Origin of the sequence: Flavobacterium sp. UMI-01, from assembly GCF_019656315.1 — a bacterium.
In the GTDB taxonomy this organism is placed as follows: domain Bacteria; phylum Bacteroidota; class Bacteroidia; order Flavobacteriales; family Flavobacteriaceae; genus Flavobacterium.
Genome location: NZ_BPLU01000035.1, coordinates 38,761 through 58,318 on the forward strand (window position 1 = coordinate 38,761; position 19,558 = coordinate 58,318).

The 19,558-nt window shown below is 36.3% G+C and carries 22 protein-coding genes; 17 read left to right on the forward strand and 5 right to left on the reverse strand.

Translation table 11 applies throughout. From position 1 onward, the window contains the following. Positions 1-12: 12 nt before the first annotated feature. Both K5R64_RS10380 and K5R64_RS10385 read right to left on the reverse strand, forming a co-directional pair. Positions 13-1,314 carry an MFS transporter gene (locus K5R64_RS10380; protein ID WP_220763270.1) on the reverse strand — a complete coding sequence of 434 codons (1,302 nt, stop codon included), beginning with the start codon at positions 1,312-1,314 and terminating at the stop codon, positions 13-15. 120 nt (positions 1,315-1,434) lie between these two features. Then, positions 1,435-2,457, reverse strand: a complete 1,023-nt coding sequence (locus tag K5R64_RS10385; RefSeq protein ID WP_220763272.1) for a LacI family DNA-binding transcriptional regulator — start codon at positions 2,455-2,457, stop codon at positions 1,435-1,437. A 154-nt stretch (positions 2,458-2,611) separates the two neighbouring features. Between K5R64_RS10385 and kduI the strand changes: the two genes are divergently transcribed. The 4 genes from kduI (at position 2,612) to pth (ending at position 6,281) form a co-directional block, all read left to right on the forward strand. After that, on the forward strand, positions 2,612-3,454 hold the full coding sequence (gene kduI, locus K5R64_RS10390) for a 5-dehydro-4-deoxy-D-glucuronate isomerase (RefSeq protein WP_220763273.1): 843 nt from the start codon (positions 2,612-2,614) through the stop codon (positions 3,452-3,454). A gap of 18 nt (positions 3,455-3,472) precedes the next feature. Then, the gene (locus K5R64_RS10395; RefSeq protein WP_220763274.1) at positions 3,473-4,267 is read left to right on the forward strand and encodes a gluconate 5-dehydrogenase; all 795 of its coding nucleotides are present in this window, start codon (positions 3,473-3,475) and stop codon (positions 4,265-4,267) included. A gap of 19 nt (positions 4,268-4,286) precedes the next feature. Beyond that, a complete protein-coding gene (locus K5R64_RS10400) occupies positions 4,287-5,462 on the forward strand; it encodes a DUF4861 family protein (RefSeq protein WP_220763275.1) in 1,176 nt (391 codons plus the stop codon). 192 nt (positions 5,463-5,654) lie between these two features. Continuing rightward, positions 5,655-6,281: an aminoacyl-tRNA hydrolase gene (gene pth / locus K5R64_RS10405; protein ID WP_220763276.1), complete on the forward strand. Its 627-nt coding sequence runs from the start codon at positions 5,655-5,657 to the stop codon at positions 6,279-6,281. Positions 6,282-6,506: 225 nt separating this feature from the next. On the opposite strand, the gene K5R64_RS10410 is transcribed toward pth, so the two are convergent. The 3 genes from K5R64_RS10410 to K5R64_RS10420 all read right to left on the reverse strand — a co-directional run bounded on the left by K5R64_RS10410 (position 6,507) and on the right by K5R64_RS10420 (position 8,343). Then, complete coding sequence (locus K5R64_RS10410; protein ID WP_220763277.1) at positions 6,507-7,226, reverse strand: DsbA family protein; 720 nt, start codon at positions 7,224-7,226, stop codon at positions 6,507-6,509. A gap of 224 nt (positions 7,227-7,450) precedes the next feature. Continuing rightward, positions 7,451-7,798: a toxin-antitoxin system YwqK family antitoxin gene (locus tag K5R64_RS10415; RefSeq protein ID WP_220763278.1), complete on the reverse strand. Its 348-nt coding sequence runs from the start codon at positions 7,796-7,798 to the stop codon at positions 7,451-7,453. A gap of 197 nt (positions 7,799-7,995) precedes the next feature. After that, positions 7,996-8,343, reverse strand: a complete 348-nt coding sequence (locus K5R64_RS10420; RefSeq protein ID WP_220763280.1) for a toxin-antitoxin system YwqK family antitoxin — start codon at positions 8,341-8,343, stop codon at positions 7,996-7,998. A gap of 220 nt (positions 8,344-8,563) precedes the next feature. Between K5R64_RS10420 and aspS the strand changes: the two genes are divergently transcribed. The 13 genes from aspS to nuoK all read left to right on the forward strand — a co-directional run bounded on the left by aspS (position 8,564) and on the right by nuoK (position 19,553). Beyond that, a complete protein-coding gene (gene aspS, locus K5R64_RS10425) occupies positions 8,564-10,318 on the forward strand; it encodes an aspartate--tRNA ligase (protein ID WP_220763282.1) in 1,755 nt (584 codons plus the stop codon). 108 nt (positions 10,319-10,426) lie between these two features. Further along, entirely contained in the window at positions 10,427-10,621 is a 195-nt protein-coding gene (locus K5R64_RS10430) for a cold-shock protein (RefSeq protein ID WP_220763283.1), read from the forward strand. 234 nt (positions 10,622-10,855) lie between these two features. Next, positions 10,856-11,221 carry an NADH-quinone oxidoreductase subunit A gene (locus K5R64_RS10435; protein WP_220763284.1) on the forward strand — a complete coding sequence of 122 codons (366 nt, stop codon included), beginning with the start codon at positions 10,856-10,858 and terminating at the stop codon, positions 11,219-11,221. Between the two features lie 117 nt (positions 11,222-11,338). Next, on the forward strand, positions 11,339-11,887 hold the full coding sequence (locus K5R64_RS10440) for an NADH-quinone oxidoreductase subunit B (protein ID WP_220763285.1): 549 nt from the start codon (positions 11,339-11,341) through the stop codon (positions 11,885-11,887). Positions 11,888-11,892: 5 nt separating this feature from the next. Beyond that, the gene (locus K5R64_RS10445) at positions 11,893-12,414 is read left to right on the forward strand and encodes an NADH-quinone oxidoreductase subunit C (protein ID WP_220763286.1); all 522 of its coding nucleotides are present in this window, start codon (positions 11,893-11,895) and stop codon (positions 12,412-12,414) included. A 34-nt stretch (positions 12,415-12,448) separates the two neighbouring features. After that, on the forward strand, positions 12,449-13,687 hold the full coding sequence (locus K5R64_RS10450) for an NADH-quinone oxidoreductase subunit D (protein WP_220763287.1): 1,239 nt from the start codon (positions 12,449-12,451) through the stop codon (positions 13,685-13,687). A gap of 20 nt (positions 13,688-13,707) precedes the next feature. Continuing rightward, entirely contained in the window at positions 13,708-14,238 is a 531-nt protein-coding gene (gene nuoE, locus K5R64_RS10455) for an NAD(P)H-dependent oxidoreductase subunit E (protein ID WP_220763288.1), read from the forward strand. 1 nt (position 14,239) lies between these two features. Then, on the forward strand, positions 14,240-15,607 hold the full coding sequence (nuoF, locus tag K5R64_RS10460) for an NADH-quinone oxidoreductase subunit NuoF (protein WP_220763290.1): 1,368 nt from the start codon (positions 14,240-14,242) through the stop codon (positions 15,605-15,607). 105 nt (positions 15,608-15,712) lie between these two features. Further along, entirely contained in the window at positions 15,713-16,756 is a 1,044-nt protein-coding gene (locus K5R64_RS10465) for a 2Fe-2S iron-sulfur cluster-binding protein (RefSeq protein WP_220763292.1), read from the forward strand. 3 nt (positions 16,757-16,759) lie between these two features. Next, on the forward strand, positions 16,760-17,812 hold the full coding sequence (gene nuoH / locus K5R64_RS10470; protein ID WP_220763294.1) for an NADH-quinone oxidoreductase subunit NuoH: 1,053 nt from the start codon (positions 16,760-16,762) through the stop codon (positions 17,810-17,812). Positions 17,813-18,175: 363 nt separating this feature from the next. Further along, positions 18,176-18,721, forward strand: a complete 546-nt coding sequence (locus K5R64_RS10475) for an NADH-quinone oxidoreductase subunit I (protein ID WP_220763296.1) — start codon at positions 18,176-18,178, stop codon at positions 18,719-18,721. After that, positions 18,721-19,233 carry an NADH-quinone oxidoreductase subunit J gene (locus K5R64_RS10480; RefSeq protein WP_220763298.1) on the forward strand — a complete coding sequence of 171 codons (513 nt, stop codon included), beginning with the start codon at positions 18,721-18,723 and terminating at the stop codon, positions 19,231-19,233. Before K5R64_RS10475 ends, K5R64_RS10480 begins: the two co-directional genes overlap by 1 nt. Beyond that, complete coding sequence (nuoK, locus tag K5R64_RS10485) at positions 19,233-19,553, forward strand: NADH-quinone oxidoreductase subunit NuoK (protein ID WP_220763299.1); 321 nt, start codon at positions 19,233-19,235, stop codon at positions 19,551-19,553. Before K5R64_RS10480 ends, nuoK begins: the two co-directional genes overlap by 1 nt. Positions 19,554-19,558: the final 5 nt, after the last annotated feature.

Here is a 19,558-nt window from a genome sequence, read left to right on the forward strand (position 1 = left end):
ATAAATATTGTTTTATTTGATTTCTTTCAAATTATCATCTAGTGGTGTCATGGATGGCATGAGTAACTGAATGAAACCAAGTACGACTAAGTAACAAGAGCCTGCTACTAAGAATGCCCAGAAGTAAGCGGTATTATCAGCATTATCAAGCAAGCTTCCAAGGATTTTATTGCTTATAATCGAAGCAACAGCTCCTACCATTCCGCCCAGTCCTATGATGGATGCAGTAGCTTTTTTAGGGAAAACATCTGGTACCAATGTGAAAATGTTTGCCGACCATGCTTGGTGTCCAGCGGCTCCAATTCCAATTAAAAATACGGCTACCCATTTGTTCTCTGCAAAGGCAACATAACATACAGGTAAAATTAATAATGCACACAATAATAAGGTTGTTTTTCTGGCTTTATTGATTGACCAACCTTTGTTGATAAAATAACCTGATAAATAACCACCAAAGATACTTCCTAAATCAGCCAATAAATACATGATAAAGAACGGAAGTCCGATGTCTTTTAGTTTTAATTCGAAAGTGTCCGCTAGGAATTTTGCTCCCCAAAATAGGTAGAACCACCATACGGCATCTGTAGTTTTTGCAATGGCAAATGCCCAAGCCTGACGTTTTTTGATAATTTTTAACCAAGGAATTTTGGTTGTATCTGTTTCAATATCAGAATCACTATTGATATGAGCCAATTCTTCTGGTGAAACTTGAGGGTGAACTTCTGGTTTTTTATAAGTTCTAAACCAAATAAAAATCCAAATTGAACTCAATACTCCTGTGATTAAGAAAGGGATTTGCCAGTTGGTTCCGTCTTCTTCTACAATCCAACCTACCACAAAGGGAGCTGCAATGGCACCAATACTAGTGGCAGCATTGAAAATTCCAGTGGCATAGGCGCGTTCTTTTTTAGGAAACCACTCGGCTACGGTTTTGATAGCAGCAGGAAAGTTTCCAGCTTCTCCAAATCCGAGTCCAAAACGAGCCAAACTAAATCCAATAATACTAAAAGCAGGAATGACTAAGGCATGTAGCATTCCAAACATACTCCAGATTCCAATGGAAACGGTGTATCCAATTTTAGTACCTAAACGGTCAATAATTCCTCCCATAGTCAGCATACCCAAAGCGTAAGCCACTTGAAAACTGATGAGGATGTTGGCGTAATCATTGTTAGACCAATTGAACATTTTTTGTAAAGTAGGTGCCATCACACCAATAATGCTTCGGTCAAAATAGTTGATGGTAGTTGCAAATAAAAGCAAGGCAAGGATGCGAAATCTGTAATTGCCAATTTTGGTTTTAACTGTGGTCATCTTTTGGTTTTAACGTTTAAAGTTGTAAATATATAAAAATAATACAATCGATTGGATTTTTAATTCTAACATTTGAATGTTAAATTTTAAAATACAGTAGTTTCGATTTGTATGGAGTTTTTAGGAGGTCTTTTTGGAGGAATTTCTAATGATTAATTCAGGTTCCAAGATTTTTGTTTGGTGTATTCGTTGACTTGGTTTGCAGTTGATTTGTTCAAAAAGCAAACTAGCAGAGACTTTTCCCATTTCAAAATCAGGTTGTTTTACCGTGGTTAACGACGGCTCAATTACTGCCGAAACGGGTTCGTTACTGAAGCCAACAAAAGCAATGTCTTCTGGGATTCGAATGCCTTTTTCTTTTAAATATTGCATCGCACTAATGGCCGAAGTATCATTTGAAGAAAATACAGCATCAACTTCAGGGAGTTGAAGTATTTTTTGGGCCATGGCAATCCCGTCTTCTTTCATCAAATAAGATTCGAAAATATACTGTTCCCTAATGGGGATTTGGTTATTTTCTAAGGCATCTTTATAGCCATTGGTTCGGTTTTGATACAACTGTGAATGTTGTGGGCCTGAAAAATGAACAATGTTTTGATATCCTTCTCTGATTAAATGTTCTGTAGCTTCAAAACTTATTTTGTAATCATCGATAATCACATTGGTGGTATTTTCCAAAATGCAAGGTCTGTCAAAAAAGAGAATAGGAAATCCTTGTTTTTGGTATTCCTTAAAATGGTCGTACGAGGTGGTTTGCATTGAAACCGAAATCAAGACGCCGTCCACGCGATTGGATAATAAGGTATCCATCAGTTTTTTTTCTCTTTCAAAATCATCCAAAGATTGACAAATAATCACATCGTAACCTGCTTCAAAAGCAGTTTCTTCAATCCCTGCAATAACCGAGGAAAAAAAATGCCTTGAAATCCTTGGTACAATAACTCCTATAGAATGCGTTTTGTTGGTTCGTAGTTTAGAGGCCAAGCTGTTGCGTTGGTATCCTAACTCCTGCGCTTTACTTAGAATCTTGTCTTTGGTTTTCTGGGATACTCTTGGGCTGTTGTTGAGCGCTCTCGAAACAGTAGAGCTGTCAATCTCAAGGGCTTTTGAAATATCATGAATGGTTACGTTGTTGTTTTTCATGGGTTGCGAATGGCTGCAAAGATATTGGTTTTGTAAAAAAAAGAGAAGCCACTGGGGTGCTTTTTGCAAAGGTAAGGAATTAAAAAAAGCAATATACAATCGATTGTATTTTACTTTTTCATATATTTACCAAAATTTTTTAAATAACAGAAAGATGGAAAATAAATATGAATCTCGTTATGCTGCAGCTCCTCAGGATGTAAAATCGTACGATACTGCAAAATTACGTAAGGAGTTTTTGGTTGAAAACTTGATGGAAGATGATAAAATCAATTTGGTTTATTCTCATTATGATAGATATATCACCGGAGGTGTAAAACCCGTAACTAAAGAAGTGGTTTTAGAAACTATTGATCAGTTAAAAGCTTCTTATTTCTTGGAGCGAAGAGAATTAGGAATTATCAATGTGGGAGGGACAGGAACTGTTACGGTAAATGGAGAAGCATACGTATTGGATCATAAAGAAGCATTATATGTAGGACAAGGAAACGAAAAGGTATCTTTTTCTAGTGCAGATGCGGCTAATCCAGCTTTGTTTTATATCAATTCAACACCTGCACACAAAGCATATCCAATTAAAAAAATTGGTATTAATGATGTAGAAGTGGTAGAATTGGGTACTCCTGAAACAGCCAACAGAAGGACTTTGCGTAAATATATTGTAAATAGTGTTGTAGATGTTTGTCAATTGCAAATGGGAATGACAACTTTACATACGGGAAGTGTTTGGAATACAATGCCAGCACACGTTCATGATCGTAGAATGGAAGTGTATTTTTATTTTGAAATTCCAGAAAATCAAGCGGTTTGTCATTTCATGGGGCAACCTGATGAAACAAGACACATTTGGATGGGGAACTATCAAGCTGTAATTTCTCCACCATGGTCTATCCACTCAGGTTCAGGTACAAGCAATTATTCTTTTATATGGGGAATGGCAGGTGAGAACTTGGACTATGGCGATATGGATTTTTGTAACATAACAGATTTACGCTAATTTTTTAAATAGAAAAATATGTCAATTAATTTATTTGATTTAACAGGTAAAGTAGCTTTGATAACTGGGGGAACTCATGGTTTAGGACAAGCAATGGCTACTGGATTAGGGAATGCAGGTGCTACTTTGGTTATCAACGGTGCTTCTTCTCAAGAAAAATTAGATGCTGCTGTGGCTACTTATCAATCTTTAGGGATTAAAGCGTATGGGTATCTGTTTGATGTGACTAACGAAGAGCAAGTAATGAAAAATATTGCTGCCATTGAAAATGAAGTAGGTCCTATTGATATTTTGGTGAACAATGCGGGAATAATCAAAAGAATTCCGCTTGAGTCAATGGAAGTAGCTGATTTTGAAGAGGTAATCAAAGTAGATTTGATAAGTCCTTTCATTATGTCAAAACATGTTGTGAAAGGAATGATTGCTAGAAAACAAGGCAAAATCATCAACATTTGTTCGATGATGAGTGAGTTGGGACGTAATACGGTAGGAGCTTATGCAGCTGCCAAAGGGGGGCTTAAAATGCTTACCAAAAACATGGCAACTGAATGGGCAAAACACAATATTCAAGTAAACGGTATTGGACCTGGATATTTTGCAACTACTCAAACTGCTCCTATTCGTGTGGACGGACATCCTTTTAATGATTTTATTATCAATAGAACACCAGCGGCACGTTGGGGAGATCCTGAGGATTTACAAGGAGCAGCTATTTTCTTGAGTTCTAAGGCTAGTGATTTTGTCAACGGTCATGTGGTGTATGTAGATGGGGGGATTTTAGCCACAATCGGTAAACCTTCAAACGAGAATTAATTAATCAAAAACCATAATTATGAAGTTTGTCAAAATAGTATGTAATGCGATAATTGCTTTTTTGTTATGCTCTTTTGGGACAAATGAAAAAGCGATTGTAGTAAAAGTAAAGAACAATTTAAACAAAGAGCGTTCGTTTGAAACGGTGACTTTGACAAAGGAATTCTTGAAAGTAAATGATTTGACTTCTCTAGGAATTAGAGATAAAAAGACTGGAAAATTATTAGTAACACAATTGGTCGATACAAATAGCGACGGTATTATGGACGAACTATTGTTTCAGCCTGTGGTTGCTGCCAAAGCTACTCAAGAGTTTGAAGTCGTAAAAGTTTCTGAAAAAGAACGTCCAAAATCTATCGATTATTGTTATTCTCGTTTTGTCCCTGAGCGTACAGATGATTACACTTGGGAAAATAATAAGGTAGCTTTTAGAGTATATGGTCCGGTGGCTCAAAAAATGATTGAAGACAAAGTTCCTGGTGGTACTCTTTCCAGTGGCGTAGATGCTTGGTTAAAAAGAGTAGATTACCCTATTATCAATAAATGGTATAAGAAAAATAGTGAAAGACCAGGTGCCTATCATGAAGACTCTGGAGAAGGATTAGATAATTTTCACGTGGGCGCTAGTAGAGGAGTTGGAGGTATTGCTGTCAAAGTAAAAGACCAATACTATTATTCTAAAAATTACATCGAGTACAAAACCATTACTACAGGACCTATCCGTACAAGTTTTTATTTAAAATATGCTGATTGGGATGCCAACGGCAATAAAATTATCGAGTCTAAAATTGTTAGTTTGGATTTGGGCAGTCGTATGTCGAAATTTGAAACTTCTATTGAAGGCACAAAATCTATCGCTGCAGGTTTAACACTTCATGAAAAGAAAGGAAAAGTGACTGGCGATAAGAAAAAAGGCTGGTTGAGCTACTATGAGCCTATTGGAAATTCTGAAATAGGAACAGCTATTGTAGCCTCAAAAAAATATTTTTGTGATTATGAAACCTACGACACTTCGGAGGTTGATTTAAGCAATGCTTATGCTAACTTAAAAGTAAAAAACAATAAAGTGGTTTACTATGCAGGACATGCTTGGAAAGAACAAGGAGATATTAAAAATGCAGAGCAATGGCAAAATTATTTAAGCCAATTTGCTGAGAATATCAATAATCCTTTAGTAGTTTCATTGGCTAAATAAGCTTTTTTTTAAAGAATAATAAAAACCTTTTGCTTTTGCAAAAGGTTTTTTTGTGTCTATTGTGTTAGGTTTTAGAGTGCAATTGAGTAATTTTTTGAGCAAGGATAGTATGGATAGTTTGAAAAAATACCCTTTTTTTGTGCTAATTTTATTTTATTCCGATTTTTGAACAAATACGTTTATTTTTGCAGCATGAAAAAATGGATACAACAGTTGTTTTCATCAAAAACCGTCGAAAGTAACATCGATAACATGAAAAAATTTTTAATAGTAGGATTAGGGAATATTGGGGCTGAATATGTCAATACGAGACACAATATAGGATTCAAAGTGTTGGATTTTTTAGCTAGAAAAGAAGGACTTTCGTTTGAAACTGCAAAATTAGGTGCCATTGCTGAATATAAATTCAAAGGAAGATCGTTTTTGTTGTTGAAGCCAAATACCTATATGAATCTAAGTGGTAAGGCTGTAAAATATTGGTTGGATAAAGAAAACATTCCAGTCGAGAATCTTTTGGTGATTACAGATGATTTGAACCTGTCGTTTGGAACCATTCGCATTAAGCCAAAAGGCAGTGATGGTGGACATAATGGACTTAAAAATATAAATTTGCTGTTGAATAGCAATGTATATGCGCGTTTTCGTTTTGGGATTAGCGACCAATTTAAAAAAGGCCAACAAGTTGATTATGTTTTAGGAGAGTGGAACGACGAAGAAAACAATCAATTACCAGAACGATTAGAAGTAGCCACTGAAATCATTAAATCTTTTGGAACTGCTGGTTTAGAAAATACTATGAATGCTTATAATGGTAAATAGTTTTTAGAACCTAAAACGACGCAGCGCAAATTAGCTCCATCTGTTAAATTAGAACGACAGAAATAGCGTTGTGAAATAGTAATTAAAACTTCAATTCCGCTTTAATAATTAAAAAAATCCAATAGTGGATTGTAGGTTCAAGCACAAATAAAAAGAGCTTTTCTTGCTAGTACAAGAAAAGCTCTTTTTTATAATCAGGATGTTTCTTTTTTGAACAATTGGAATTTAATCGCAACAGCCATCGATACCGCAACTGTCACCTTTTGAATCGTTTACTACTGTCAATTTAGGCCCAAACGAACCTTCTTCCCATACTCTTTCAAGAGTTTTTACAAAAGTTTCTACATGTTGAGCACCTGAGACAGCATATTTGTTGTCAAATACAAAGAAAGGAACTCCTTGGATACCGATTTGTTGAGCCATTTGGATGTCTTGGGCAACAGCTTCGCCATAAGCATCCGAATGCAAAACCCCTTCGACTAGTTCTTTATTCATTCCAAGATTTTGAGCTAGTTCACTCAAAGTGTTGAGGTCATTGATGTTTTTACCATCGGTCATATAGGCTTTAAATAGCAATTCTTTAAGTTCGTTTCCTATATGATGTTTTTTTGCTAAATGCAACAGTCTGTGGGCGTGATACGAATTGGCTAATATGGCTTTGTCAAAATTAAATTCTAAGCCACTATTTTTAGCGTTTTGAGTCATATTTTCAACCATTTCGATAGCCCAATCTTTGTCTTTTCGGTATTTTTCGGCTAGATGGTCGTAGATATTGTCTTCTGGTGATGCGATAAAATGGGCGTCAAGCTGAAAACTTTTCCATTCGACTTCAATCGCTTCTTGATGGCCAAATTGTTCTATAGCAGTTTCAATCCGTCTTTTGCCAATATAGCAATAAGGACACATAACATCAGACCAAATTTGTATTTTGAGTTTATTTTCCATTAGTAAAATTTATGTTTGTATATACAAATGTAATCATCATTTTTGTGAATTACGTATGGTTTAGGATTTTATTAGGATATTGGATGAATTGCCAACTTGTCGAAATAGCCCCCAAATGGCTTCGTTTCTAATCAATTAGGTGCTATAAAATCTAAATAAAGTATAAAAAATAACCCGAAAGACAAAAGCCTTTCGGGTTGGGTAATTTTATTTTGAAAAGAAAATTAGTTGTTTGCTAAATCATCTTTTTTCCAATTTTTTACTGCTACAATTTTATTGTTTGCGTAATCTACTTCATTTAAGGTGCCTTCATTCCAAATGAACCATTTTCCAGCTTTTTGCCCGTTAACATAAGTAGCCATGGCAATCTTTTTACCATTTTCGTCATAAGAAACCCATTCGCCATGAAGTTTCCCGTCTTTAAAAGCGCCTGTTTGTTGAACTTGTCCATTGTCGTGATAATAAGTTGCAATAACAGTATTGTTGACAGCTGCCTCTAGTTTTGGCTTGCCTTCGTTAGCAAATAACATTCCTGATAATAGTAATACACTTAGTATGATATATTTTTTCATGATATAAAAGTTTTAATGATTTGTTTTCCAAATGTATAATTTATTATTTACAATAAAAAAACATTTTGGTAACATTTTGGTAACATTGCAAAAACTTAACATTTGGGAACGTTGTTTTTATAAAAAAATATGCCTCCGAAAAAGGATTCGGAGGCATTGTATTTTTAGTGAAAACCTAAGGATTTAGGAGATACTGTTTATTCATCGTTGGCAATAGCTTCTCTTTTCCAATTTTTAACAGCAGCAATTTGGTTATTAGAATAATCTACTTCATTTAAAGTACTGCTGTTCCAATGGAACCATTTGCCAACTTTTACACCTTTGTTGTAGTTAGCAATTGCGGTTTTGTTTCCTTTATCATCATAGGAGACCCATTCGCCTTGCAGTTTTCCGTCTTTAAAGAAACCTTCTTGCATAACTTGACCATTTTCATGGTAATAGGTAGCTTTCACCATATTGTTTACTGCTTCTAATTTTGGCTGTATGTTTTGAGAGAATACCATTCCCGATACTAAGATTAGTGTAATTATGATGTATTTTTTCATTTTGAAAAGTTTTAGGGGTTAATACTACAAAGATAACGATTGAATTTACATTAAAAAAACAATTTGGTAACAATTTGATAACATTGGCTAAAACTTAACATTGAAAAAGACAGGATGTTAAAAAGCAGTACAAAAAATTAAATTTCTCAATCCATTGTTCATAATTAGTCCTAAATTTGCAGCCGAGTCAAAAAAGACGAATTAATATAAAATTTTGATTATGTATAGAAGTCATAATTGTGGTGAACTGAACGCCTCACATATAAATACTGAAGTAACCTTAGCGGGTTGGGTACAAAAATCCAGAGATAAAGGATTTATGAACTGGGTTGATTTGAGAGATCGTTATGGAATTACCCAACTTATTTTTGACGAAAGTCGTACTGAAAAGTCTGTTTTTGAATTGGCTAAAACCTTGGGTCGTGAATTTGTGATTCAAGTTAAAGGGCTTGTTATTGAAAGAGAAGCTAAAAATAAAAATATACCAACAGGTGAAATCGAAATTTTGGTTTCGGAGTTAACGATATTAAATAGTGCTATTACGCCTCCTTTTACTATTGAAGATGAAACGGATGGTGGGGAAGACATTCGAATGAAATACCGTTACCTTGATATTAGAAGAAATCCAGTAAAAAACAGTTTGTTGTTCCGTCACAAAGTAGCGATGGAAGTGCGTAAATATTTGTCTGATTTGGATTTTTGTGAAGTCGAAACACCTTATTTAATCAAATCGACTCCTGAGGGAGCTAGAGATTTTGTGGTGCCTTCAAGAATGAATGAAGGTCAGTTCTATGCTTTGCCACAATCACCTCAAACTTTTAAACAATTGTTGATGGTAGGTGGTATGGATAAGTATTTCCAAATCGTAAAATGTTTCCGTGATGAGGATTTACGAGCAGACAGACAACCTGAGTTTACGCAAATCGATTGCGAAATGGCCTTTGTGGAGCAAGAAGATATTTTGAATATATTCGAAGGATTAACGCGTCATTTATTGAAAGAATTAAAAGGAGTTGAGGTGGCTAAATTTCCGCGTATGACTTATGAGTATGCGATGAAAACCTACGGGAATGACAAACCGGACATCCGTTTTGGGATGGAATTTGGTGAATTGAACGAATTTGCACAACATAAAGAGTTTCCAGTTTTTAATGTTGCTGAACTAGTTGTAGGTATTGCTGTTCCAGGAGCAGGAAATTATACCCGTAAAGAAATTGATGCTTTGATTGATTGGGTAAAACGCCCACAAGTAGGTGCATCTGGAATGGTGTATGCTAAATGCAACGAAGATGGAACTTTCAAATCATCAGTAGATAAATTTTACAACCAAGAAGATTTAGCCAACTGGGCTAAAGTGACAGGAGCCAAACCAGGTGATATGATTTTTGTTCTTTCTGGACCAGCTAACAAAACCAGAGCGCAACTTTCTGCTTTACGTATGGAATTAGCAACTCGTTTGGGGTTAAGAAAGCCTGAAGAATTTGCTCCATTATGGGTGGTTGATTTTCCTTTATTAGAATTTGATGAAGAAAGCGGTCGTTACCATGCGATGCACCATCCGTTTACTTCTCCAAAACCTGAGGACATGCATTTATTAGAAACCAATCCAGGGCAAGTACGTGCCAATGCGTATGATATGGTCTTGAACGGAAATGAAATAGGGGGTGGGTCAATTCGTATTCACGACAAAGAAACCCAACAGTTAATGTTTAAATATTTAGGGTTTACTGAAGAGGAAGCCAAAGTACAATTTGGATTCTTGATGGATGCTTTCCAATTTGGAGCGCCGCCACACGGAGGACTGGCATTTGGGTTAGATCGATTAGTGGCTATTTTAGGGGGACAAGAGACCATCAGAGACTTTATTGCATTCCCCAAAAATAACTCTGGAAGAGATGTTATGATTGATGCACCTTCGATAATTAATCCTTTGCAACTAGAAGAACTCCATATTCATTTGGATGTTAAAAATTAATAGAAAACGCTGAATATCAATTATTTTTACAAAAAAACGCATAATAATGGTGATTGTATTGTATTAAATATTACATTTGTCTCATTATAAATTATTATTACTATTACAATGCGTACAGGTACAGTTAAATTTTTCAATGAGTCTAAAGGTTACGGATTCATTACAGACGAAGAAACAGGAAAAGACATTTTCGTTCACGCTTCAGGAATCACCGCGGAAGAATTACGCGAAGGTGACAGAGTTAGCTACGAAGAAGAAGAAGGAAGAAAAGGTAAAGTTGCTGCTCAAGTAGCAGTTATCTAAGCATAAAAATTCATTTTTTATTGCCAACGAATGTTAAAAGCGTTCCAACGATAAGTTGGGACGTTTTTTTTTTTGCTCAAAAATTAAAAAAATACCTGCAACGATTCTTTAAGTAGAAAAATTATAAATAACGTAAAATTTAGCAAAATTTTATAACTTATTCTTAATCTAATGTTGTGTTTTCGGTCATCGAGTCCTATCTTTGTCGCTAAATAAAAAAATATAACAAATAAGATGCTTACAGACCAATTAAATTACATTCCAATTTTTATGCAGTGCTTGCTTGCTGTGGGATTTGTGGCTGGAACCATAGTCGTTTCAGGAAAATTAGGGCCAAAAAGAAGATCTGAAACCAAAGACCGTAATTTTGAGTGCGGTATCGAATCGGTTGGTAATGCTCGTATTCCATTCTCTGTTAAATATTTCCTAGTTGCTATATTGTTTGTTTTGTTTGATGTGGAGGTGATTTTCCTGTATCCTTGGGCTATCAATTTCCAAGAATTAGGAATGGAAGGACTTTTAAAAATGATTGTTTTCATGCTGTTGCTTTTGGTGGGATTCTTTTATATCATCAAAAAGAAAGCATTGGAGTGGGAATAAATACAATTTACGATTTGAGATTTTCTCATTTAGGATTTCTCAAAAGGAAAAATGATTTAAAATACATGATTTAGTTTAGGTGACCCCTAAATTTAAAATCCTAAATCTATAATTAAGATGTCAGAATCTAAAGTAAAAATGGTTGCGCCTCCTGAAGGTGTTGTTGGAGAAGGTTTTTTTGCAACCAAACTAAATGATGTAGTAGGATTAGCAAGAGCAAATTCGCTTTGGCCATTGCCATTTGCCACTTCTTGTTGTGGTATCGAATTTATGGCAACCATGGCTTCGCATTATGATTTGGCTCGATTTGGTTCTGAGCGTGTGAGTTTTTCTCCACGTCAGGCTGATATGTTATTGGTAATGGGAACTATTTCTAAAAAAATGGGGCCTATTTTACGTCAAGTATATGAGCAAATGGCTGAGCCTCGTTGGGTAATTGCAGTAGGAGCTTGTGCATCTTCTGGTGGTGTTTTTGATACGTATTCGGTTTTACAAGGAATTGATAAAGTTATTCCAGTGGATGTTTACGTGCCTGGATGTCCTCCAAGACCAGAACAAATTGTAGAAGGTGTCATGAAATTACAAGAATTAGTAAAATCAGAATCGGTGCGAAGAAGAAGTTCGCCTGAATACCAAGAATTGTTAGCTTCTTATAACATTAAATAATCACAATGGCATTAGAAACAGCTCAAATTCAAGACAAATTAGCCGCTACTTTTAGCGATACAGCATTTGCTTTTAAGCAAGAAAGAGATATTCTTTCTGTTGAAGTTCCTGCTGATAAAATAACTGCCATTATCTTATTTTTAAAAAATGATCCTGATTTGCGGTTTCATTTTTTGACAGATTTATGCGGTGTTCATTATCCTGATAACGAATTAGACCGACAATTTGCAATTGTGTATCATTTACATAATTGGTACGAAAATACGAGAATCCGAATCAAAACATTTCTTAACGGAAATACTCCCGAAATTAAAACTGTTACCACTATATTTCCTACTGCCAACTGGATGGAAAGAGAAACCTATGATTTTTACGGTGTAAACTTCATTGGTCATCCTCAGTTAAAACGTATTTTGAATATGGATGAAATGGTTTCTTTCCCCATGCGAAAAGAATTTCCATTGGAAGACGGAGGGCGTACGGACAAAGACGATAGATTCTTTGGAAGAACGCCAAGCAATTGCTAAAAAGATACAATATATAATTTTTCACATGCTATAAATGTCAGAACTATTATTACCACCAGAGCATCGCTATGCTAAAATAATGAAAGAGAAACTAAATGAAGACGGAAGCGAGCTTTCGATTCTGAATTTAGGGCCTACGCATCCTGCAACCCACGGTATTTTTCAAAACATTTTATTGATGGATGGAGAACGTATCTTGGAAGCTGAACCTACCATTGGATACATTCACCGTGCTTTTGAAAAAATCGCTGAAAATCGTCCGTTTTACCAAATTACGCCGCTTACAGACCGTATGAACTATTGTTCTTCTCCCATCAACAACATGGGATGGTGGATGACTTTAGAAAAATTATTAAATATTGAAGTTCCAAAAAGAGCGCAATATTTAAGAGTTATTGTAATGGAGTTGGCACGTATTACAGACCACATCATTTGTAATTCCATTCTTGGGGTAGATACAGGAGCTTACACTGGATTTTTATATGTATTCCAATTTAGAGAGAAAGTTTATGAAATCTACGAAGAAATTTGTGGGGCTCGTTTGACAACTAATATGGGACGTTTGGGAGGTTTTGAAAGAGACTGGACACCTAAAGCATTTGAATTATTAAACACCTTTTTAGAAGAATTTCCACCAGCTTGGAAAGAATTCGAAAACCTTTTTGAAAGAAACAGAATTTTTATTGATAGAACCGTTAATGTAGGGCCTATTAGTGCCGAAAAAGCAATGGCTTACGGATTTACAGGGCCTAACTTGCGTGCTGCAGGTGTGGATTACGATGTACGTGTCGCACAACCATACAGCTCTTATGAAGATTTTGAATTTAGTATTCCGGTTGGAAAATCAGGTGATACCTATGATCGTTTTTGTGTGCGTAATGCCGAAGTTTGGGAAAGTTTAAGCATTATTCGTCAGGCTTTGGCCAAAATGCCAGAAGGAAACGAATACCATGCTGAAGTTCCTGATTACTACTTGCCACCAAAAGAAGATGTGTACAACAATATGGAATCGTTGATTTATCACTTTAAAATTGTGATGGGTGAAGTTCCTGTTCCAGTGGCCGAAATTTACCATCCTGTGGAAGGTGGAAATGGAGAAGTAGGATTCTACTTGATTACCGATGGAAGCCGTACACCGTACCGATTGCATTTTAGAAGACCTTGTTTTATCTATTACCAAGCCTATCCAGAGATGATCAAAGGCGCTTTGTTATCAGATGCGATTGTGATTTTATCAAGTTTAAATGTAATTGCGGGAGAATTAGACGCTTAAAGATTTCAGATTTAGAAAAAATGGAAAGAACACATCACAAACAAGAGATAAACATAACTGACGCATTGATGGCTCGCATCAATGAATTGATTTGTCATTATCCAGAAGATAAAAGAAAATCGGCTTTATTGCCTGTTTTGCACGAGGTTCAAGATGCTCACGACAACTGGTTGAGTATTGAATTGCAAGACAGAGTAGCGGAGATTTTGAATATCAAACCAGTAGAAGTATATGAAGTGGTTACTTTTTATACGATGTACAACCGTCGTCCTATTGGGAAATACATGTTTGAATTTTGCCAAACGTCTTCTTGTTGTTTAAGAGGTACGGAGGATTTGATGGATTATACCTGTGAAAAACTAGGTGTTGGTATTGGCGAACCTACTGCTGATGGACTTTTTGAAGTGCGTGGTGTAGAATGTTTAGGGGCTTGTGGCTATGCGCCAATGATGCAACTAGGTGATTTTTACCAAGAACATTTAACCAAAGATAAAATCGATCAGATAATTGCTGATTGTAGAGATAATAAAATAATATTACACGATAAATAAGATGTCAAAAAAAATATTATTAGATAAAATCAACATTCCGGGAATCAAAACCTACGAAGTCTATCGTAAAGAAGGCGGTTATGCCTCTGTAGAGAAAGCTTTGAAAAAAATGACGCCTGATGAAGTGGTTGAAGAAGTAAAAAAATCGGGACTTCGTGGTCGTGGTGGTGCGGGTTTCCCTGCTGGAATGAAATGGAGTTTTATTGACAAAAAATCAGGAAAACCAAGACATTTAGTTTGCAACGCCGATGAATCGGAGCCAGGGACTTTCAAAGATCGTTATTTGATGGAATTTATTCCGCATTTATTGATTGAAGGAATGATTACTTCAAGTTTTGCTTTGGGAGCAAACTTATCCTATATCTACATTCGTGGAGAGTACATGTGGGTTTTCAAAATATTAGAAAGAGCCATCGCCGAAGCCAAAGCGGCAGGATGGTTAGGAAAAAATATATTAGGTTCGGGTTACGACCTAGAACTACACGTTCACTGTGGTGCTGGAGCTTACATCTGTGGTGAAGAAACGGCTTTGATTGAATCCTTAGAAGGAAAAAGAGGAAATCCTCGTATCAAACCCCCTTTCCCTGCAGTTTCAGGATTGTGGGCCAATCCTACGGTAGTAAACAATGTTGAAACTATTGCCTCTGTGCCTTGGATTGTAAACAATTCAGGAGATGATTATGCGAAAATAGGAGTAGGACGTTCTACGGGAACCAAATTAATTTCGGCTTCAGGGCATATTAAAAATCCGGGTGTTTACGAAATCGAATTGGGATTAAGTGTAGATGAATTCATGAATTCTGACGAATATTTGGGAGGAATGTATTCTGACCGACCTTTGAAAGCCTTGGTTCCAGGAGGTTCTTCTGTGCCTATTTTACCAGCGGATTTGATTTTCAAAACAGCTAACGGTGAAGATCGTTTGATGACTTATGAATCTTTAAGTGATGGTGGTTTTGCCACTGGTTCTATGTTAGGTTCAGGAGGATTTATTGTGTATGATGATACGGCTTGTATCGTTAGAAATACGTGGAATTTTGCTCGTTTTTACCACCACGAAAGTTGTGGTCAATGTACGCCTTGCCGTGAAGGTACAGGTTGGTTAGAAAAAGTGTTGTGGCGTATTGAAAACGGTCAAGGACGTGAAGAAGATATTGACTTGTTGTGGAGCATTCAATCTAAAATTGAAGGAAACACGATTTGTCCATTAGGTGATGCCGCATCCTGGCCAGTAGCTGCTGCGATTCGTCATTTTAGAGACGAATTTGAATATCATGTTCGTTTCCCTGAAAAAATTAAAAATAGAAATCACTTTGTAGCTGAACCGTTTTCAAGCGTAAAGCATTTGGTGGCGAAACAAACAGTATAATACCCACCTAACCTCCCCAAGGGGGAGGAATTTTGGAGAAAGTAATAACTTAATAATTAACCCAATGACTCCCTCTCCTTTGGAGAGGGTTGGGGAGAGGAAAAAATGAAAGTAACAATAGACGGTCAAGAAATTGAAGTTGAAGCAGGAACAACCATCTTGCAAGCAGCGCGTATGATTGGTGGGGAATCAGTTCCTCCAGCGATGTGTTATTACTCAAAACTAAAAGGGAGCGGTGGAAAATGCCGTTGTTGTTTGGTTGAAGTAGCTAAAGGTAGTGATGCTGACCCAAGACCGATGCCAAAATTAATGGCTTCGTGTGTGACAGGTTGTATGGACGGCATGGAAGTGAACAGTAAAAACTCTGACCGTGTGCGTGAAGCGCGTCAATCCGTGACGGAATTTTTATTGATAAACCACCCGCTAGACTGTCCTGTATGTGACCAAGCGGGAGAATGCGATTTGCAGGATTTGAGCTTTGAGCACGGAAAATCAAAAACCCGTTTTATTGAAGAAAAAAGAACCTTTGAACCAGAAGATATCGGTCCGAACATTCAATTACACATGAACCGTTGCATTTTATGTCAACGTTGTGTGCAAGTGGCTGATCAATTGACTGACAATAGAGTACACGGTGTAATGGACAGAGGTGATCACGCGAATATTTCGACTTGTATCTCAAAAGCGATTGACAATGAATTCTCTGGAAACATGATTGATGTGTGTCCGGTAGGAGCGTTGACTGATAAAACTTTCAGATTCAAATCGAGAGTTTGGTTCAACAAACCCTACAATGCGCACAGAGATTGCGACAAATGTTGTGGAAAAACTACGGTTTGGATGTTTGGTAACGAAATCCAAAGAGTGACTGGTCGCAAAGACCAATACCACGAAGTAGAAGAATTCATTTGTAACGAATGCCGTTTTGATCACAAAGACCCAGCGGATTGGGTGATTGAAGGTCCAAGAAAATTTGATAAAGATTCGGTTATCAATCAAAACAACTACACCAGAAAGTTAGAAACGGTTACTATCAATACTGAAGAAGGTATCTTAAAAGGTAGAGAGCAAGACCGTAAAAAAATAAGTATGTCGGCTATTCCTTTGCCAAACGGAAAAGAAGAGCAAACGAATAACTCTAATGCATAAGAAATGGATACAGCAATTATTATAGAAAAAAGCATTGTTATTCTTGTTGTTTTTGCCATTACGATGGTCATGGCGATGTATTCAACACTAGCAGAACGTAAGGTTGCGGCTTGGTTGCAAGACCGTATTGGCCCGAACAGAGCGGGTAAAGGAGGATTATTACAACCACTTGCAGATGGATTGAAATTATTCTCTAAAGAAGAATTTGAACCGAATACGCCTAATATCTTTTTGTTTTATGTAGGGCCTGCCATTGCGATGGCTACTGCGTTAATGACAAGCGCCGTAATTCCGTGGGGAGATAAATTACACGTTTTTGGTCGTGATGTAATCTTGCAAGCTACGGATATTGATGTGGCGTTGTTATACGTTTTCGGAATTATTTCATTGGGTGTTTACGGCATCATGATTGGAGGATGGGCTTCCAATAACAAGTTTTCATTGATTGGTGCGGTACGTGCGGCTTCGCAAATGGTATCTTACGAGGTAGCGATGGGATTGTCTATCATTGCTTTGTTGATGATGACTGGAACCTTGAGTTTGAAAGAAATCGCAGCACAACAATCAGGAATGAGTTGGAATGTGTTTTACCAACCTTTATCGTTCTTTATCTTTTTGATTTGTGCTTTTGCAGAAACCAATAGAACACCATTCGATTTAGCGGAATGTGAAACGGAATTGATTGGAGGATACCATACGGAGTATTCTTCGATGAAAATGGGTTTTTACTTATTTGCGGAGTATGCGAATATGTTTATTTCATCAACTATTTTGGCGGTATTGTTCTTTGGAGCTTACAACTATCCTGGAATGGAATGGGTGATTGAAAACTATGGTGTGAACATTGGAAATGTAATTGGAATTGGTGTTTTGTTTGCCAAAATATGTTTCTTCATCTTTTTCTATATGTGGGTAAGATGGACGATTCCAAGATTTAGATACGATCAATTGATGCATTTGGGATGGAAAATATTGATTCCGTTGTCGATATTCAATATCATCATCACTGGAATTGTGATATTGAGAGCGGAGATTGCGGTGTTCTTAGGTTTTTAGATAAAACATAAAGATTTTTTTTAACCATTAAGAAATTAAGTTTTTTAAACCATAATAAGACATTTAAGAGCGTTTAAGAAGGGAATATTTTCGGATGGTTTTGAAAATGTAATAGAACATAAAGATTTTTATAAACATATAAGACATATAAGTTTATAAAAAAATTAAATAGAAGCTTTTAGCACATAGAAGAAGTACAAGTTCATTTACGTTTTAAGCTAAAGCTTCAAATTAAAAAGAAATAGTAAATAATAGCAGAATACCCTAGCCCTGATAGCAGCGGCATCCTTGTGGGGGCTGGCCTATGGCCCCCACAAGATAGAGCGGATAGCAGGATTAGCTACAAAAAATAAAAATTAAAAAATGGCAATAGAAACCATATCCTTATCGGGAAGAAAAAAGCAAGTCTCTCACAAAGAGATGAGTTTTTTAGAACGGATGTACATCATTGCAATCTTTAAGGGATTGTGGATTACATTAAAGCATTTGTTTTCAAGAAAAGTTACGATTCAGTACCCTGAGCAGGTGCGTACGATGAGTCCTGTGTACCGTGGGCAACACCAGTTGAAACGCGATGAGCAAGGGAGAGAAAATTGTACAGCTTGTGGGTTGTGTGCGCTTTCGTGTCCTGCTGAAGCCATTACGATGAAGGCTGCGGAGCGTAAGCCGGATGAAAAACATTTGTACCGTGAGGAAAAATATGCTGAAATCTACGAAATCAATATGTTGCGTTGTATTTTTTGTGGATTGTGCGAAGAGGCTTGTCCTAAAGACGCCATTTATTTAACTACTTCGAAGGTGTTAGTTCCAGCGAGCTACGATAGGGAAGATTTCATTTTTGGTAAAGACCGTTTGGTGATGCCCTTAGATGTAGCCATGAAAAATACTCAACTTAAAAACGCTAATTAATGTCAACAATACTTATTATATTTTGTGTTTTGGCGGCCATCACTTTATCGACAGCTTTTTTGACTGTTTTTAGCCGAAATCCTATACACAGTGCACTTTATCTTGTGATTTGTTTTTTCTCGATTGCAGGTCATTACTTATTATTAAATTCTCAGTTTTTAGCGATTGTACACGTGATAGTGTATTCGGGTGCGATTATGATTTTGTTCTTGTTTACGATTATGTTGATGAATTTGAACGAAAAAAAGGAAGTGCACCGTCCGCGTGTGACTCGATTGGGTGCTATTGTGGCTTTCAGTTTGGTGTGCTTGGTATTAATCAAAGTTTTTATTGATTCGAAACCGATTGTGGGTGAATACACCACAACAGGCGAAGATTACCAATCTATAAAAGTACTTGGAAAAGTATTGCTGAACGAATACATGGTGCCATTTGAATTTGCTTCTATCTTATTATTAGTAGCAATGATTGGAGCTGTTTTACTATCTAAAAAACAAAAAATCGAAAAATAATGGGCAATATATTAAACGAAATAGGTATTGAAAATTATATTTTTCTTTCAGTAATCCTTTTTTGCATTGGAATATTTGGAGTATTGTACCGCCGTAATGCTATTATTGTATTTATGTCTATCGAAATTATGTTGAATGCTGTTAACTTATTGTTTGTGGCTTTCTCTACCTATCATCAAGATGCGCAAGGGCAAATTTTTGTCTTTTTCTCTATGGCTGTTGCTGCTGCGGAGGTTGCTGTAGGATTAGCGATATTGGTTTCGATTTTCAAGAATTTAGGTTCGATAAGCATCGACAAATTAAAAAATTTAAAAGGATAAACTAT

What these genes read in the sequence shown, in the direction of transcription:
- K5R64_RS10380 (WP_220763270.1), bottom strand. Translation starts at nt 1,314, where the DNA reads ATGACCACAGTTAAAACCAAAATTGGCAATTACAGATTTCGCATCCTT.
- K5R64_RS10385 (WP_220763272.1), bottom strand. Translation starts at nt 2,457, where the DNA reads ATGAAAAACAACAACGTAACCATTCATGATATTTCAAAAGCCCTTGAG.
- kduI (WP_220763273.1), top strand. Translation starts at nt 2,612, where the DNA reads ATGGAAAATAAATATGAATCTCGTTATGCTGCAGCTCCTCAGGATGTA.
- K5R64_RS10395 (WP_220763274.1), top strand. Translation starts at nt 3,473, where the DNA reads ATGTCAATTAATTTATTTGATTTAACAGGTAAAGTAGCTTTGATAACT.
- K5R64_RS10400 (WP_220763275.1), top strand. Translation starts at nt 4,287, where the DNA reads ATGAAGTTTGTCAAAATAGTATGTAATGCGATAATTGCTTTTTTGTTA.
- pth (WP_220763276.1), top strand. Translation starts at nt 5,655, where the DNA reads ATGAAAAAATGGATACAACAGTTGTTTTCATCAAAAACCGTCGAAAGT.
- K5R64_RS10410 (WP_220763277.1), bottom strand. Translation starts at nt 7,226, where the DNA reads ATGGAAAATAAACTCAAAATACAAATTTGGTCTGATGTTATGTGTCCT.
- K5R64_RS10415 (WP_220763278.1), bottom strand. Translation starts at nt 7,798, where the DNA reads ATGAAAAAATATATCATACTAAGTGTATTACTATTATCAGGAATGTTA.
- K5R64_RS10420 (WP_220763280.1), bottom strand. Translation starts at nt 8,343, where the DNA reads ATGAAAAAATACATCATAATTACACTAATCTTAGTATCGGGAATGGTA.
- aspS (WP_220763282.1), top strand. Translation starts at nt 8,564, where the DNA reads ATGTATAGAAGTCATAATTGTGGTGAACTGAACGCCTCACATATAAAT.
- K5R64_RS10430 (WP_220763283.1), top strand. Translation starts at nt 10,427, where the DNA reads ATGCGTACAGGTACAGTTAAATTTTTCAATGAGTCTAAAGGTTACGGA.
- K5R64_RS10435 (WP_220763284.1), top strand. Translation starts at nt 10,856, where the DNA reads ATGCTTACAGACCAATTAAATTACATTCCAATTTTTATGCAGTGCTTG.
- K5R64_RS10440 (WP_220763285.1), top strand. Translation starts at nt 11,339, where the DNA reads ATGTCAGAATCTAAAGTAAAAATGGTTGCGCCTCCTGAAGGTGTTGTT.
- K5R64_RS10445 (WP_220763286.1), top strand. Translation starts at nt 11,893, where the DNA reads ATGGCATTAGAAACAGCTCAAATTCAAGACAAATTAGCCGCTACTTTT.
- K5R64_RS10450 (WP_220763287.1), top strand. Translation starts at nt 12,449, where the DNA reads ATGTCAGAACTATTATTACCACCAGAGCATCGCTATGCTAAAATAATG.
- nuoE (WP_220763288.1), top strand. Translation starts at nt 13,708, where the DNA reads ATGGAAAGAACACATCACAAACAAGAGATAAACATAACTGACGCATTG.
- nuoF (WP_220763290.1), top strand. Translation starts at nt 14,240, where the DNA reads ATGTCAAAAAAAATATTATTAGATAAAATCAACATTCCGGGAATCAAA.
- K5R64_RS10465 (WP_220763292.1), top strand. Translation starts at nt 15,713, where the DNA reads ATGAAAGTAACAATAGACGGTCAAGAAATTGAAGTTGAAGCAGGAACA.
- nuoH (WP_220763294.1), top strand. Translation starts at nt 16,760, where the DNA reads ATGGATACAGCAATTATTATAGAAAAAAGCATTGTTATTCTTGTTGTT.
- K5R64_RS10475 (WP_220763296.1), top strand. Translation starts at nt 18,176, where the DNA reads ATGGCAATAGAAACCATATCCTTATCGGGAAGAAAAAAGCAAGTCTCT.
- K5R64_RS10480 (WP_220763298.1), top strand. Translation starts at nt 18,721, where the DNA reads ATGTCAACAATACTTATTATATTTTGTGTTTTGGCGGCCATCACTTTA.
- nuoK (WP_220763299.1), top strand. Translation starts at nt 19,233, where the DNA reads ATGGGCAATATATTAAACGAAATAGGTATTGAAAATTATATTTTTCTT.